This is a genomic window from Inquilinus limosus DSM 16000, assembly GCF_000423185.1.
Classification (GTDB): Bacteria; Pseudomonadota; Alphaproteobacteria; order DSM-16000; family Inquilinaceae; genus Inquilinus; species Inquilinus limosus.
Window position 1 is genome coordinate 391,176 of the sequence record NZ_AUHM01000001.1, and the last position, 14,603, is coordinate 405,778.

Here is a 14,603-nt window from a genome sequence, read left to right on the forward strand (position 1 = left end):
CGGCTAGCCGACCGCCGCCGGCCGCCGGGCCGGCCACAGCCGCCAGCCGAGCGTCACCGCCAGGCTGGCCAGCGCGATCAGCCCCATGCCGGCCGCCTGCTCCGGCCCCAGGCGGTGGCCGTAGACCAGCCAGTCGCTGAGGATGGCGGAGGCCGGGTAGACGAAGGCGAGCACGGCGATCACCGGCGTCGGCAGCTTCGGATAGGCGGCGTACATCAGCACATAGACCAGGCCGGTGTGGACGGCGCCGAGCCCGACCAGCCAGCCCCAGGGGCCGGGCGTCGCCGGCATCTCGGAGACGCCGACGAAGGGCGCCAGCAGCAGGATGCCGGTGGCGGCGTGGATCATCGCGGTCAGGTGCGGCCGCACCCCGCGCAGCGCCTTGGTCGACAGCACCGTGCCGGTGTAGAGCAGCGAAGCGAGCACGGCGAGGCCAGCGCCGAGCAGCCGCCCCGGCTCCGCCCCCTCGCCGCCGATGCCGGTGGCCAGCGCCAGCCCGGCGAAGGCGATGCCGATCCAGCCCAGCTTCTGGCCGCTCAGCCGCTCGCCGAACAGCACGGCGCCCGCCAGCACCACCCAGAAGGGCTGGACGTGGTAGACGATGGTGGCGAAGGCGATCGAGGTGTGGCGGATCGCGGCGAAGAACGCGACCCAGTTCAGTACGATGCAGACGCCGCCGAACAGGATCAGGCCCCATTGCCGCGACGACAGCCGCAGGTCGCCCAGCCAGCCGCGGGCGGCGCAGAAGGCCGCCAGGGCGAGCGCGCCGAAGACGCAGCGGAAGAACACCGCGTTGATCGGCCCCTGCCCCGATTCCTCCATGAAGACGCCGACGGTGCCGACCACCGCCATGCCCAAAGCGAGCTGCAGGATCCCCGTCCGCCGCTCCGTCGCCGCCTCGATGCCCATCGTCGCCTCCAGCCTTTGCGCACGCAAAGGCTGGACCTGCAGAGGCCTTCACTCAAACGAATAGATTTGAAGCCGACCATCACATGGATTTATGATCCAGCCATGGACAGACGGCTCGATCTCGACGTGCTGCGCACCCTGGTGGCGATCGCCGAGGGCGGCAGCTTCAGCCTGGCCGCGTCGCGGGTCGGGCGCACCCAGTCGGCGGTCAGCATGCAGGTGCGGCGGCTGGAGGAGGCTGTCGGCAAGCGGCTGTTCGACCGCAGCAGCCGTCAAGTGCGCTTGACTCCGGCCGGCGAGAGCCTGCTCGGCCACGCCCGACGCATGCTGCGGCTGGAGGAAGAGGCCTGGGCCGCGCTGGTCGAGCCCGACCTGCGCGGCCGGGTCCAGTTCGGCATTCCCGACGACTACGCCTATTCGCTGCTGCCGCCGGTGCTGTCGCGCTTCGCCGCCAGCCATCCCCAGGTCGAGGTCGAGTTGATCTGCGAGCAGACCACCTTCCTGGACGGGCGCCTCGCGAACGGCGAGATCGACCTCGCCGTCATCACCCGAGGGCCGGGCCGCGACGGCGAGCTGCTGCGGCGCGAGCCGCTGGTCTGGTTCGGGTCACCGGACCACGATCCGCATCTGGAGGACCCGCTGCCGGTGGCGCTCTACGAGCCCGGCTGCGTCGCCCGCGGCGTGACGCTGGAGGCGCTGGCGGCCACGCAGCGGCGCTTTCGCATCGCCTATTCCAGCCCCAGCCTGGTCGGCCTGATGGCTGTGGTCCGCGCCGGGCTGGCCGTGGCGGTGGTGGTGGAGTGCAGCCTGCCGGCCGGGATGCGGGTGCTGGGCCAGCGCGACGGGCTGCCGCCCCTGCCGGCGCTGGAGATCGGGCTGGCCTGGGGCGCCCGGCCGCGGACACCCGCGGTGACGCGGCTGGCGGAGCAGATCCACACGGCAATTGGCCGGCCCGAGGCCATCGCAGCGTGAATGCCGGGTCAGGGCACCGCCCAGGCCTTGCCGTCCGCCGCCTGGCAGCCATGGGGCGGCAGGCCGCTGCCGAAACGAGTCTTGAGCTGGGCGCAGCCCCAGTCGCGCAGCGTCGCCGGCATGTGGCTGTTCAGCGCGATCCCGATCTCGTCATAGGGACTCTCGGTGTTGGTGACGTAGCGGTACCAGGTGAAGCCAGACACGACGGCGGCGCCGATCACGACGCCGATCAGCACGCTGAAAAGCTTGCCCATTCTCGATTTCCTGTTGCGAAGCGAAGCGATTCGGGAGTCTCTCTGATGGGACGCGAGTCCCGTGGCGGCCGCAAGGCACGATTGTCGCGGCCGCGGGTTGATGCTGCAATCCGCGCGGGCTCGCCCCGCTGATCGAGGGGATCGGATGCGTCGTTTCACCGGACTGATCGTGGTCGTCGTCCTGGTCATGCTGGTCGCCCTGTGGGGCGGCAGCGCCTACAATCGCTTCCTGGCCGGCGACGAGACCGTCAAGGCCGCCTGGTCCGAGGTGCTGAACCAGTACCAGCGCCGGGCCGACCTGGTGCCGAACCTGGTCGAATCCGTCAAGGGCTACGCCGGCCAGGAAAGGGACGTGCTGACGCAGGTGACGGAGGCGCGGGCCAAGGTGGGCAGCATCCAGGTGACGCCGGAGACGCTGAACGACCCGGCGGCGCTGCAGAAGTTCCAGGCGGCGCAGGGCGAACTGTCCTCCGCCCTGTCGCGCCTGCTGGTGGTCACCGAGAACTATCCGCAGCTGAAGTCCGACGCCCTGTTCCGGGACCTGATGACCCAGTTGGAAGGCACGGAGAACCGGATCACCACGGCGCGCAACCGCTCGATCCAGGCGGTGCAGGAGTACAACGTCAGCGTCCGCCGCTTCCCGGGCAACCTGATCGCCGGCGTCCTCGGCTTCTCCGCCAAGCCGAATTTCAGCGTCGAGAACGAGGCGGCGATCTCGACCGCGCCCAAGGTCGATTTCGGGACCTCGCCGGCCCCGAAGCCTTGAGGCTCACAGCCCTGAGCATGGCCGCGATGCTGCGCCGGCTGGCCCTGGCGGGCTGGCTGCTGGTCCTCGCCGTGGTCCCGGCGCCGGCGCAGCAGCCAGTGGCGGTGCCGCAGCTGAGCGAACGCGTCACCGACCTGACCCGCACCCTGTCCGCCGCCGAACGGCAGGCGCTGGAGACGAAGCTGGCGGAGGTCGAGCGGCGCAAGGGCGCGCAGATCGCGATCCTGATCGTGCCGACCACCGGCGCCGACACGGTCGAGCAGTATGCCCGGCGTGTCTTCGACCAGTGGCGGCTGGGCCGCAAGGGCGTCGACGACGGGGTGCTGCTGCTGGTCGCCAAGGACGACCGCACCATGCGGATCGAGCCGGGCTACGGCCTGGAAGGCGCGATCCCGGACATCACCGCCGGCCGCATCATCCGCGAGCAGATCGCGCCGGCGTTCCGCCAGGGGGACTATGCGGGCGGCCTGGGCACCGCGGTCGACAGCCTGATCCGGCTGATCGACGGCGAGCCGCTGCCGCCGCCCCCGCCGGAGAGCCGGAGCGAGGCCCCGCAGGACATCTTCCAGATCGTCATCCTGGCGATCATCGCCGGCGTCGTGATCCGCGGCTTTCTCCGCGCCGCCGGGCTGCCGATGCCGCTGCCCGTCGGCGGCAGCGCCCTTGTCGCCGGCGGCCTGGGCTGGGCGCTGTCCGGCCTGATCTTCTTCGGCGCGTTCTGCGCCATCGGCGCGGTGATCCTGGGCGGGATCGGCGGCAGCTTCGGCGGGCCGGGCGGCACCTACAGCTCGCGCCGCGGATCCGGCGGGTTCGGTGGAGGATTCGGCGGCGGCTCGCATGGAGGCGGCTTCGGCGGTGGCGGCTCGGGCGGAGGCGGCTTCAGCGGCGGCGGCGGATCGAGCGGAGGCGGCGGTGCATCCGGGAGTTGGTAGAGCCTTGAGGCGGCTGCGGCCGATCGCCGAATGGCACGGCCAGCGGCTGCTGCGCCGGCATTTCGGGCCGGCGGTGATGGCCCGGCTGCACGAGGCGATCCGCAGCAGCGAGCGCGGGCACCTGGGCGAGATCGTGGTCGCGGTCGAGGCCGCCGCCCCGCCGCACATCCGCGACAGCCGCGAGCGGGCGCTGGAGGTGTTCGGCCGCCTCAGGGTCTGGGACACGGCGCAGGCGACCGGCGTGCTGCTGTACCTGCTGCTGGCCGACCACAGGATCGAGATCGTCGCCGACCGCGGCGTCACCGCCCGGATCGACGACGCGGTCTGGCCGCGGATCTGCGCCGTGCTGCGCGAGCGGTTCCAGGCCGGGCGGTACGAGGAGGGCGTGCTGGAGGCGCTGGCCGCGATCGAGGCCGAGCTGCTGCGGGCCTGGCCGGCGCCGACCGGCGAAACCAATGCCGAGGAGCTGCCGGACGGGCCCGTCATCCTGTGAAGCGTTACAGGATTTCGCGACGGCGCTTGTGAAAGCCGCATCGCCTATGATACCCCCGGCGCTATTGACTCCGGGAGCAGCGACGCGTGACGGCGATCCAGTCGGACCGGCCGACGGTCCTCATCCTCAACGGCCCCAATCTCAACATGCTGGGCGTGCGCCAGCCCGAGATCTATGGCCGCGACACGCTCGCCGACATCGAGCAGGCCTGCGCCGACGAGGCCGAGCAGCTCGAGCTCGAGATCGACTTCCGGCAATCCAACCATGAGGGAGAGCTGGTCACCTGGATCCAGGAGGCCCGCACCGCCCATGACGGCATCATCGTCAATGCCGGCGCCTACAGCCACACCTCGGTCGCCATCCTCGACGCGCTGAACGCCGCGGAACTTCCGGTGATCGAGGTCCATCTTTCCAATATCTTCCGCCGCGACGCGTTCCGGCACCATTCCTATGTCTCGCTGGCGGCGACCGGGGTGGTGTGCGGGTTGGGCGTGCACGGCTACCTTCTGGCCCTGCAGGCGATGGCGCGGCTCCTCGAAACCGACCGGTGAAGACCAGATGAGCACCTTCAACCTCGATCCCGAATTCGTGCGTGGCCTGGCCAAGCTTCTCGACGAGACGGGCCTGACCGAGATCGAGTTCTCGGAAGGCGACCGCCGCATCCGGCTGAACCGCCAGCCGGCGCCGGTGACGGCCTATGCGCCCGCCCCCGCGGCGGCCCCGGTCGTCGCCGCGGCGCCGGCCGCCGCCCCTGCTGTCCCGGCCGGCCCACCGAAGAACGCCGTGACCTCGCCGATGGTCGGCACCGTCTACCTGGCGCCCGAGCCCGGCGCCGCGCCCTTCGTCAAGGTCGGCGACAAGGTGGCCGAGGGCGCCACGCTCTTGATCGTCGAGGCGATGAAGGTGATGAACCCGATCCGCAGCCCGCGCGCCGGCACCGTCAGCGCCGTGCTGGTCGAGGACTCCCAGCCGGTCGAGTTCGGCGAACCGCTGGTCGTGATCGACTGATGTTCGAGAAGGTCCTCATCGCCAATCGCGGCGAGATCGCGCTGCGCATCCATCGCGCCTGCCGCGAGATGGGCATCCGCACCGTGGTCGTGCATTCGACCGCCGACAGCGACGCCATGGCCGTTCGCCTGGCCGACGAGGCGGTCTGCATCGGCCCGCCGGCGGCGCGCGACAGCTATCTCAACATCCCGGCCCTGCTCTCCGCCGCCACCATCACCGGCTGCGACGCGATCCATCCGGGCATCGGCTTCCTGGCCGAGAACGCCCGCTTCGCCGAGATGGTGGAGGAGCACGGCTTCGTCTTCATCGGCCCGACTGCGCAGCACATCCGGGTGATGGGCGACAAGATCGCCGCCAAGGACGCGGTCAAGGCCGCCGGCCTGCCGGTCGTCCCCGGCTCCGACGGCGCCGTCGATACGGTCGACGAGGCGATGGCCCTGGCCAAGGACATGGGCTTCCCGGTGCTGATCAAGGCCACTGCCGGCGGCGGCGGCAAGGGCATGAAGGTGGCCCGCAGCGAGTCCGAGCTGGCCGAGGCCTACAGCATGGCCCGCAACGAGGCCCGCGCCGCCTTCGGCAACGACAGCGTCTATGTCGAAAAGTATCTCGACCACCCGCGCCACATCGAGATCCAGCTGCTGGCCGACACCCATGGCAACGTGGTGCATTTCGGCGAGCGCGACTGCTCGATCCAGCGCCGCCACCAGAAGGTGATCGAGGAGGCGCCCTCGCCCGCGCTCAACGCCGAGGAGCGCGCCTTCATCGGCGGCCTGGCGGCGGAGACCGCGCGCAAGCTGGGCTATCGCGGCGTCGGCACGATGGAGTTCCTGTACCAGGACGGGCAGTTCTACTTCATCGAGATGAACACCCGGCTGCAGGTCGAGCACCCGATCACCGAGGAGATCTCGGGCATCGACCTGGTGCGCGAGCAGATCCGCGTCGCCACCGGCGCGCCGCTCGGCTACGGCCAGCAGGACATCGAGTTCCACGGCCACGCCATCGAGTGCCGGATCAACGCCGAGGACCCGGAGACCTTCACCCCCTCCCCCGGGCGGATCGACGGCTATCACGCGCCGGGCGGGCTGGGCGTGCGGGTCGACAGCGCCATCTATGACGGCTACCGCATCCCGCCGCACTACGACAGCCTGGTGGCCAAGCTGATCGTGCGCGGCACCACCCGCAACGAGTGCCTGATGCGGCTGCGCCGGGCGCTGGAGGAATACGTCATCGACGGGGTGAAGACGACCCTGCCGCTGCACGCCCGGCTGATCGCCGAGCCGGACTTCATCAACGGCGACTACGACATCCGCTGGCTCGAGCGGCTGATGGCGAAGTGACGGCCACCGGCCTGAATTCAGCCCAATTCTGAGAATAGACATTGGACGAGCGTCCCGGGCGCTTAGGCCCGGGACCGGCGATCGAGGGGAAGCGATCGCCGTCGCACGCCCGAGGCCGGGCTGCGGGTCCGGTGCCGCCCCGTTTTGCGAGGAGATGCTGATGAGCGTGTTTCGTGCTTCGACGGCGGCGGCGCTGGTGGCGCTGATCACCGCGCCGGCCTTCGCGGCCGAGGTCCCGTCCGACCCGGTCGAGCGCTGCAAGGGCCTCCTGACCATCGCCCCCGACGACTCGCCGATGCACAACGCCCAGGCCGGCTCGATCGAATCCTACGGCGAGTCCGGCTGCAAGTTCACCGACCTGAAGATGACCGAGCCGGCCGACAAGGTGGCGGCGGGCGCGACGCCGACGACCATCTCGATCGCCGAGGTCACGCTCGACAAGCTCGACTTCGCCAAGGCCTATGACGGCAAGCCGTCGGACACGCTGGTGGCCCAGGCCAAGGGCATCTCGATCGACAACCCGGAGGCGCAGAAGTTCTTCGGCGACGCCAAGTCCTTCGACATGGCGGTCGACTATGCGCTCGACGCCGCCAGCAAGCAGTTCACGCTGAACCAGTTCGAGCTCAGCGGCGACGCGCTCGGCCAGCTGGCGCTGACCGGCGCGCTGGACGGCGTCAGCGCGGACGACCCGGCGGCCGCTGCCGACCCGAGCCAGATGCTGGGCGCCGCCTCGCTGCGCAAGATCAAGCTGCATTTCGAGAACAAGGGCATCATCGACAAGGTCATGGCCTTCGCCGCGGCCCAGGGGCAGGACCCGAAGGCCGCGGTCGAGCAGGGCAAGAGCCAAGCCGTGCTGGGCATGGCGGCGCTGTCGGCCTTCGGCGTGCCGGAGGTCGCGGTGAAGAGCCTGATGGCCTTCGTCCAGGACTTCCCGGCGCCGAAGGGGCCGCTGACCATCTCGGTCGACCCGGCCGCGCCGGTGCCGCTGGCGCAGTTCGCCACGATCAAGCCGGGCGATGCCAAGTCGATGGACCTGGTGAAGAGCCTGAACGTCGCCGTCAGCTACTGACCGGCGTTCGGAACCAGAACTGAAGCGATGGCCGGGGCGGCGACTCCCCGGCCATCGCCATTGAGGGAAGTCGTGAAGCCGCTTCATATCCTCGCATTGGCTGGTGCCGCCCTCGGCATCGCCCTGCCCGCCCGGGCCGCCCCGGTTCCGGCCGACCCGATGCAGCGCTGCCGGGACCTGATCCCGATGATGGCGAAGGCGACTCCCGAGGCGCCCACGGCCGGCACCGTGACGCCGGTCGGCGAAGCCGGCTGCCGCTACACCGACCTGAAGCTGGTGATGAGCCAGTACCAGGGCTGGGTGATCGGAACCCTGACCATCGACCGCATCGATTTCGAGCGCTTCTACGCGGACCGGCCGCCGCTCACCCTCGCGCTCCGCGCCGAAGACATCCGGTTCGAAGCGCCGGCGCTGCCGCCGCCGAGCGTGTACCAGATGAAGCTGCTGCACAGGCCGATCGAGATCACCCTCGACTACGACTACGACGAACCGGCCGATCTCCTGACCCTGAGGGATTTCACGTTCCGCGGCGATCATATCGGCCATCTCTCCGTCAGCGCGGCCATGCGCGGCCTCGACATGGACAGGATCGATCCCCGAAACCCGCTCGGCGACGGGGCCCTGGCCGCGCTGTCGCTGCACTCCCTGACCGTGGACTTCGACAACCAGGGCATGTTCGAGGGCTATGCCCTGCTGCCGGCGCTGTACGCCCTGCCGAACGGCGAGACCGACCCGGAGGGCGCGGTCGCCGCGGCCAAGGCGCAGGCCATGGCCGGGCTGGCCGTCCTGACCGCGGCGGGGGTCCCGGAGGACTCGGTCGCAGCGCTCGGCCGCTTCATCCAGGCCATGCCGCAGCCGCGGGGGCCCTTCCGGCTGTCCATCGCGCCGCAGCCGCCCCTCGCCCTTGCCGAGCTGGAGACGGCCGAACCCGGCGATCCCGCCAAGCTGACCGCGCTGGTGAAGCGCCTGAACCTGACCGCGAGCTACTGAGCCGCGGCCTCACGGCCGGACCAGCCCGAACACGCCGCGCACCGCCTCCAGCGTCCGCGCCGCCTGCTCCCGCGCCGCTTCCGTGCCGCGGCGCAGGATGGCGCGGACCTCACCCGGATCACGCGCGAAGGCGGCGCGGCGCTGGCGGATCGGCACCAGCAGCGCCTGCAGCACCTCCTCCAGCCGCCGCTTCACCGCCATGTCCGGCAGCCCGCCGGCGCGGTAGCGGCGCTTCAGCTCCGCCACCGCCGCGGGTTCGGGGTCGAAGGCATCGAGATAGGCGAAGACGACATTGCCTTCGACCTGTCCCGGATCCTCGACCCGGAGATGGCCGGGATCGGTGCACATACGGCGGATCTTGGTGCGGACCGTGTCGGCGTCGTCGCGCAGGTCGATGGCGTTGCCGGCCGATTTGCTGGCTTTGCCCTGGCCGTCGAGGCCCGGCAGCCGCGGCGTGGTCGACAGCAGGATGCGCGGCTCCGGCAGCACGGTGGCGCCGGCCAGGCGGTTGAGCGCCCGCACGATCTCGACCGTCTGCTCCAGCATCGGCGCCTGGTCGGCCCCGACCGGGACCAGCGTCGCCGCCACCGCGGTGATGTCGGCCGCCTGGCTGACCGGATAGCACAGGAAGCCGGCCGGCAGGTCGCGGGCGAAGCCGCGCTGGCGGATCTCGTCGCGCACCGTCGGGTTTCGCTCCAGCCGCGCCACGGTGACGAGGTTGAGGTACAGCATGGTCAACTCGGCCATCTCCGGCACCGCAGACTGCAGCACGATGGCGCTGCGGGCCGGATCGAGGCCGATGGCAAGGTAGTCGAGCGCCACCTCCATCACGTTGCGGGCGACCCGGCCGGGATCGTCCGCATTGTCGGTCAGCGCCTGCAGGTCGGCGATCAGCACGAACTGCCGGCACAGGCGCTGCAGCCGCAGCCGGTTGGCCAGCGAGCCGGCGTAGTGGCCGAGATGCAGCGGCCCGGTCGGTCGGTCGCCGGTCAGGACGATATCGGCCCCGGTGACCTCAGGCGCCCGAGGATGCGCAGGAAGAGCGAGAGACATGAGACGAATCCTTTCGAGCAGGGAAGAAGGGCCGCTCGGATGGATCGCCGTCTCTCGGACATGAAAAAGGCCGCCTCCATCGGAGCGGCCCGGGGTGCAGGACGAAGCACGCGCAGCCGCCGTCAGGCGCTGCGCCACCAATTCCGGAACAGGGTCGCGGGCTTCGTCATGGCCGGCACCATACAGCAGCCGGACAGCGGCGGGAAGCCGCGAGGGTGGACGCGGCCCCTCCCCTCCGCTATCGACGGGACATGTGCGCTGCGCCGTCCCATATCCTTGGGATCATGATCCGGTCCCGGCCATGACCCGCGTCACGCCCCAGCTGCTGCTGCGCGCCTATGCCGCCGGGCTGTTCCCGATGGCGGAATCGGCAGACAGCCCGGAGCTGCACTGGTTCGACCCGCCGCGCCGGGGCATCCTGCCGCTCGACGGCGTGCATGTGCCGCGCCGCCTGGCCCGCACGGTCAAGGCCGGCCGCTTCCGCGTCACCGCCGACCATGCCTTCGCCGCGGTGATCGCCGGCTGCGCCGCGCCGGCGCCCGCCCGGTCGAACACCTGGATCAACGACGAGATCGTCGCCCTCTACACCGCGCTGCACCGGGCCGGCTTCGCCCACAGCGTCGAATGCTGGGACGGCGATATGCTGGCCGGCGGGCTCTACGGCGTGGCCCTGGGCGGCGCCTTCTTCGGCGAGAGCATGTTCAGCCGCGCCACGGACGCCAGCAAGGTGGCGCTGATTCATCTCGTCGCCCGGCTGCGCGCCGCCGGCTTCGTGCTGCTGGACACCCAGTTCGTCACCGACCACCTGGCCCGTTTCGGCACGATCGAGATCGAGCGCGCCGACTACCGCCGCCGCCTCGAGGAGGCGCTGCTGCTGCAGCCGGACTGGACCGGAGCGGATCCGGAACCGGAGCTGGACCGGCTGCTGCACCAGCGGCGAGGAGAGACATGACCGCCCTGCCCCTGCACCGGCGTCCGGTTCCGGAGGGCCCGGTCGACGACGCGCTGATCAGCTTCATCGAGGCGCATCCGCTGCCCTCGCCGCCCTTCGAGCCGCGCTGGGGCCTGGACCGCCTGGTCCTCGGCCCCGGCAGCATCATCGACGCAGTCGATGCCGAAGGCCGCCGGATCGCCATCGCCGCCGTGGTCGACGCCTGCAGCAATGCCGGCAACGCGGCCTCGCTGGTGGTGCTGTGCTTCCGTCCGCAGAGCGACCACGACGCCCTCGCCCGCTTTCTGCTGGAGGAGGCCGAGGCGATCACCGCCGCCGGGCCCCGCGACCGGCTGGAGGTCGAGGCCGAGGACCTGTTCCTCGGCCGCGGGCCCGAGCTGGAGGCGCGCGGCTATCGCGAGGCCTACCGCATGCATCTGATGCGCCGGCCCCTGGACACGGCCCCGCCGCCCGTGCCGCCCCTGCCCGAGGGGCTGCGCTGGGCGCCGCCGACCGAGGCGACGATGCGCAGCCAGCACGACGCCGTCTGCCGCGCCATGGCCCCTGTTCCCGGCGCCAGCATCCCGGATTTCGAGAGCTTCGCCGCCCGCGCCCGGGCGATGCCCGACCAGCACGGGCTGATCCTGCGCGGCGACGACGTCGTCGGCTTCCTGCGCGTGCATCCGCCCAAGGCCGCCGGCGGCGAGGGCGACGTCGCCCTGATCGGCCGGCATCCGGACCATCGCGGCGGCGGGCTGGGCGACATCCTGGTGGCCGAGAGCCTGCGCCGGCTGCACGCGGCCGGGGCCGGCAGCGCCGCGCTGACCGTGGCGGCGGCGAACGACGCGGCCCTGGCGCTGTACCGGCGCCACGGCTTCACCGTCGCCGAAACCGTTCCGGTCTACGTCAAGGAGTGTCCGGCCAACCCGTAGCGCTTCCCCGCCGGGTGCTCGGCGGCGACAATGCGGCACACCCTGCCGGAGTCGCCGCGATGACTTTCGCCCTCTGGATGGTCCTGGCCGCCATCCTGCTGCCCTATCTGACCGTCATGCCGGCGAAGGTGACGTCGCGGATCGACAACCACGCCCCGCGCCGGGACATGGAGCGGATGACCGGCTGGCAGCAGCGGATGGATTGGGCGCACCGCAATCATTTCGAGACGTTCCCGGCCTTCGCTGCGGCGGTGATCATCGCCCAGATGCAGGGCGCGCCGCAGGGCTGGGTCGACCTGCTGGCGGGGCTGTTCGTGCTGGTCCGGCTCGCCTACACCGCCTGCTACGCCGCGGACCTGCCGAGCCTGCGCTCCGGCATCTGGTCGCTGGGCTTCCTCTGCGTCCTCGGCCTGTTCGCGCTGGCGGCGCTGTAGCCCTTACTGCCGGCCCGGCGGCAGCGCCGGCGGGATGATCTTCATCTCCGGCAACGGCAGCGGCGAGGCCTCCGGCACGTTCTCGTCCACCTCCTGCTGGGCCGCGGCGGCGGCCGGCGAGGTGTCGGTGCAGCTGACCACCCAGACGTCGTAGACGGGATGGTCGAGCGCCGAGACGCCGGGCGAGGAGGCGAACATCCAGCCGGTGAACACCGTGGCGGTCTGCTTGCCCGGCGGCGTGTCGGTGATCTCGAGGAAGGCCGCGCTTTCCGGCGGGTCCTCCGGCGGCGCCTTGCGGCAGGCGCGCACGGTGATGCCGAGCGTGCCGAACTGCACCGTCTCGCCGACCTTGGCCTCGAGCGGCTGGGTCCGCGCCGTGATCTTGTCGAGGCCGCGCAGCTCGGCGATCGGCTGGTCGATGGTGGCCGCGGCCTGCGCTGCGGCCGGGAGCACCGTGGCGGCGAGCGCCGCCAGGGCGGGAAGCACGGGGAGACGCATGATCCGGCTCAATTCCCCATCATGCCGCCGGGCTTGCCCTGCGGCGGCTGATCCGGCGCGCCGCCGGCCCCGCCGGCGCTGGCGCGGTCGCCGAGCTGGCCGATGCTGAAGATCACCTGGCCGAGCAGCTGCTCCAGGCTCGGATTCGACTGGGTGTGGTCGATGGTGTCGCCGTCCTTCAGCCAGCCGTTCGCGTCGTCTGGCCGGGCGCCGGGGCTGAGCGAGAGGCTGCGGCCGCCGAGCAGCCCGTCGCTGCTGATCGCCGCCGCCGTGTCCTGGGACAGCTTGATCGAGGGATCGATCGAGAGCTCGACATCCGCCAGATAGGTCTCGGGGTCCAGGGTCACGCTGGTGACGGTGCCGACCTTGACGCCGCCGATCCGCACATCGGTGCCGGCGTTGACGCCGTCGGCCTGGTCGAACTGGGCCTTCAGCCGGTAGCCCGAGGCGGAGCTGAGATTGGCGCTGGTGTAGGCGAATCCCAGGAAGACCAGGGCGACGGCCAGCACGACCGCGCCCATGACCGTCTCGATGACGTTCCTGTGCATCGATTCTCCCTCAGACAGATCCGGTCACGCCGGCGTCCAGGGCTCGTAGTCGCCGGTCGCCTTGGCGCGGTGGCTGCCGCGCAGCGGATGGCCGGGCGGCAGATAGGCGTGGCCGGTCCCGGTCGGGTTGGTCTCGGGCGGCTGCTGCCAGGGCCGACGGAACGGGCTGCTGTCGCCCGGCGGCTCCTTAAAGGTGTAGTGCAGCCAGCCATGCCATTCCGGCGGCACGCGGGTCGCCTCGGACTCGCCGCCGTTGAACACCACCCAGCGCTTTTCGCGCCCGCCCGGGGCGACCTTGCGGCTGCGGTAGTAGCGGTTGCCGAAGGCATCCTTGCCGACAAGCTCGCCGCGCCGCCAGGTGACGAAGCGGAGGTAAGCGCGAAGCCCGAATTCGGTCAGATCGAAGGCCATGGATCCGTGGACGTGCCGAGTGACGGCCCCCGGCCGCCGAACGGCGCGGACTATGGCACCGCCGGCCGCGCCCGTCCAGTGCGCGTGCGGCCGCGCCGCGGGGCAATTTCAAGGCAGGCCGGCGGACCCCGGCGAAGCGGCGGCCGAAGCGGGTTCCGGCGGAGCCCGATGCCGTCCGTCCGTCGCCGCCAGCGCGATACCGGCGGCCACCGCGGCCAGCCCCGCCAGCAGCGGCCAGCCGAGCGGCTCGCCCAGCGCCAGCGTGCCGAACAGCGCCGCCACGACCGGGTTGACCGCGACCGAAACCGCCACCCGGGTCGGGGTGGTGCGGCCGAGGGCAAAGGCCCATAGGAAGAAGGTGACGGCGCCGCCGACGATACCGAGGTAGAGCACCGCGGCCCAGCCCGCCGGATCCAGCACCGGCAGCACGGCCGGCCGGGACCACAGCGCCAGCGCCGCCAGGCCCAGGCTGCCCGAGGCCATGCCCAGCGCGCTGAAGGACAGGGCCGAGCCGCGCCGGATGAAGGGCCGCGACCAGATGTTGTAGAGGGCACCGCAGCCGGCCGCCCCGACCATCAGCAGGTCGCCCAGCCAGGCCCGCGGCGGCGCCGCTTCGAGCCCGGCGCCGAGCGCCAGCGCCACCCCCGCCATCGCCAGCAGCACGCCGGCCGTCTTGCGCAGGGTCAGCCGCTCGATTCCCAGCGCCGCACCGGCGGTCAGGGTGAGCAGCGGCTGGGTCGACAGTGCCAGCGCCCCGCGCGCGGCCGTCGTATGGGCCAGCGCCGCGTTGAACAGGAAGGGAAAGGCGGCGAAGAACAGCAGCCCCAGCAGCGCCACCGCCGGCAGGTCACGGCGCGGCGGCCAGGGCGAGCGCAGCGCCAGCACCACCGGCACCAACAGCGCGCAACCGATGCCGAAGCGGAACACGCCCAGCGTGGCCGGATCGAGGCCGCCCATCAGGGAGCGCGTCGCCACCACCGAGGTGCCGCCGAGCGTGCTCGACGCCAGCGCCGCCGCCACACCGAGTCCCTCGCGCGCCATTCCGCTCCCTCCATCCTGTGACGGC

General features: G+C 71.5%; 19 protein-coding genes. 12 read left to right on the top strand and 7 right to left on the bottom strand.

The features are described from left to right. Positions 1-3 precede the first annotated feature (3 nt). On the bottom strand, positions 4-909 hold the full coding sequence (locus G537_RS0101920) for a DMT family transporter (protein WP_026868684.1): 906 nt from the start codon (positions 907-909) through the stop codon (positions 4-6). 102 nt (positions 910-1,011) lie between these two features. On the opposite strand from G537_RS0101920, the gene G537_RS0101925 reads away from it, so the two are divergent. Further along, entirely contained in the window at positions 1,012-1,881 is an 870-nt protein-coding gene (locus G537_RS0101925; protein ID WP_026868685.1) for a LysR substrate-binding domain-containing protein, read from the top strand. 8 nt (positions 1,882-1,889) lie between these two features. Here the strand turns inward: G537_RS0101925 and G537_RS0101930 are convergent, their stop codons facing one another. Then, positions 1,890-2,135 (bottom strand): hypothetical protein, encoded by a 246-nt coding sequence (locus G537_RS0101930; protein ID WP_026868686.1) that lies wholly within the window; start codon positions 2,133-2,135, stop codon positions 1,890-1,892. A gap of 145 nt (positions 2,136-2,280) precedes the next feature. On the opposite strand from G537_RS0101930, the gene G537_RS0101935 reads away from it, so the two are divergent. The 8 genes from G537_RS0101935 (at position 2,281) to G537_RS0101970 (ending at position 8,730) form a co-directional block, all read left to right on the top strand. Further along, positions 2,281-2,901 (top strand): LemA family protein, encoded by a 621-nt coding sequence (locus tag G537_RS0101935; protein ID WP_026868687.1) that lies wholly within the window; start codon positions 2,281-2,283, stop codon positions 2,899-2,901. Positions 2,902-2,918: 17 nt separating this feature from the next. Beyond that, a complete protein-coding gene (locus G537_RS0101940; protein ID WP_034850347.1) occupies positions 2,919-3,833 on the top strand; it encodes a TPM domain-containing protein in 915 nt (304 codons plus the stop codon). 4 nt (positions 3,834-3,837) lie between these two features. Then, complete coding sequence (locus tag G537_RS0101945; protein ID WP_051247668.1) at positions 3,838-4,326, top strand: TPM domain-containing protein; 489 nt, start codon at positions 3,838-3,840, stop codon at positions 4,324-4,326. Between the two features lie 86 nt (positions 4,327-4,412). Then, complete coding sequence (aroQ, locus tag G537_RS0101950; RefSeq protein ID WP_026868690.1) at positions 4,413-4,877, top strand: type II 3-dehydroquinate dehydratase; 465 nt, start codon at positions 4,413-4,415, stop codon at positions 4,875-4,877. 7 nt (positions 4,878-4,884) lie between these two features. Continuing rightward, entirely contained in the window at positions 4,885-5,334 is a 450-nt protein-coding gene (gene accB, locus G537_RS0101955; RefSeq protein WP_026868691.1) for an acetyl-CoA carboxylase biotin carboxyl carrier protein, read from the top strand. Continuing rightward, positions 5,334-6,671, top strand: a complete 1,338-nt coding sequence (accC, locus tag G537_RS0101960) for an acetyl-CoA carboxylase biotin carboxylase subunit (RefSeq protein WP_026868692.1) — start codon at positions 5,334-5,336, stop codon at positions 6,669-6,671. Before accB ends, accC begins: the two co-directional genes overlap by 1 nt. A gap of 160 nt (positions 6,672-6,831) precedes the next feature. Next, a complete protein-coding gene (locus G537_RS0101965; protein WP_155888455.1) occupies positions 6,832-7,740 on the top strand; it encodes a hypothetical protein in 909 nt (302 codons plus the stop codon). A gap of 72 nt (positions 7,741-7,812) precedes the next feature. Next, the gene (locus G537_RS0101970; RefSeq protein ID WP_155888456.1) at positions 7,813-8,730 is read left to right on the top strand and encodes a hypothetical protein; all 918 of its coding nucleotides are present in this window, start codon (positions 7,813-7,815) and stop codon (positions 8,728-8,730) included. Between the two features lie 9 nt (positions 8,731-8,739). Here the strand turns inward: G537_RS0101970 and trpS are convergent, their stop codons facing one another. Continuing rightward, the gene (trpS, locus tag G537_RS35925; protein ID WP_051247670.1) at positions 8,740-9,783 is read right to left on the bottom strand and encodes a tryptophan--tRNA ligase; all 1,044 of its coding nucleotides are present in this window, start codon (positions 9,781-9,783) and stop codon (positions 8,740-8,742) included. 301 nt (positions 9,784-10,084) lie between these two features. On the opposite strand from trpS, the gene aat reads away from it, so the two are divergent. Genes aat through G537_RS0101990 form a run of 3 tightly spaced genes read left to right on the top strand, consistent with a single transcriptional unit; the run spans position 10,085 to position 12,080 of the window. After that, positions 10,085-10,735, top strand: a complete 651-nt coding sequence (gene aat, locus G537_RS0101980; RefSeq protein ID WP_026868695.1) for a leucyl/phenylalanyl-tRNA--protein transferase — start codon at positions 10,085-10,087, stop codon at positions 10,733-10,735. Beyond that, positions 10,732-11,646 carry a GNAT family N-acetyltransferase gene (locus G537_RS41810; protein WP_051247672.1) on the top strand — a complete coding sequence of 305 codons (915 nt, stop codon included), beginning with the start codon at positions 10,732-10,734 and terminating at the stop codon, positions 11,644-11,646. The genes aat and G537_RS41810 overlap by 4 nt, the downstream gene beginning before the upstream one ends. Before the next feature lie 59 nt (positions 11,647-11,705). Then, positions 11,706-12,080: an MAPEG family protein gene (locus G537_RS0101990; RefSeq protein ID WP_026868696.1), complete on the top strand. Its 375-nt coding sequence runs from the start codon at positions 11,706-11,708 to the stop codon at positions 12,078-12,080. Positions 12,081-12,083: 3 nt separating this feature from the next. Here G537_RS0101990 and G537_RS35935 read toward each other — a convergent pair whose 3' ends face one another. The 4 genes from G537_RS35935 to G537_RS0102010 form a co-directional block, all read right to left on the bottom strand. Next, positions 12,084-12,578 carry a DUF2155 domain-containing protein gene (locus G537_RS35935; RefSeq protein WP_081688571.1) on the bottom strand — a complete coding sequence of 165 codons (495 nt, stop codon included), beginning with the start codon at positions 12,576-12,578 and terminating at the stop codon, positions 12,084-12,086. Between the two features lie 8 nt (positions 12,579-12,586). Then, positions 12,587-13,126 carry an outer membrane lipid asymmetry maintenance protein MlaD gene (mlaD, locus tag G537_RS0102000; RefSeq protein WP_026868697.1) on the bottom strand — a complete coding sequence of 180 codons (540 nt, stop codon included), beginning with the start codon at positions 13,124-13,126 and terminating at the stop codon, positions 12,587-12,589. A 24-nt stretch (positions 13,127-13,150) separates the two neighbouring features. Continuing rightward, positions 13,151-13,537: an NADH:ubiquinone oxidoreductase subunit NDUFA12 gene (locus G537_RS0102005; RefSeq protein ID WP_034850349.1), complete on the bottom strand. Its 387-nt coding sequence runs from the start codon at positions 13,535-13,537 to the stop codon at positions 13,151-13,153. A gap of 108 nt (positions 13,538-13,645) precedes the next feature. Next, positions 13,646-14,578 carry a DMT family transporter gene (locus G537_RS0102010; RefSeq protein WP_026868699.1) on the bottom strand — a complete coding sequence of 311 codons (933 nt, stop codon included), beginning with the start codon at positions 14,576-14,578 and terminating at the stop codon, positions 13,646-13,648. Positions 14,579-14,603: the final 25 nt, after the last annotated feature.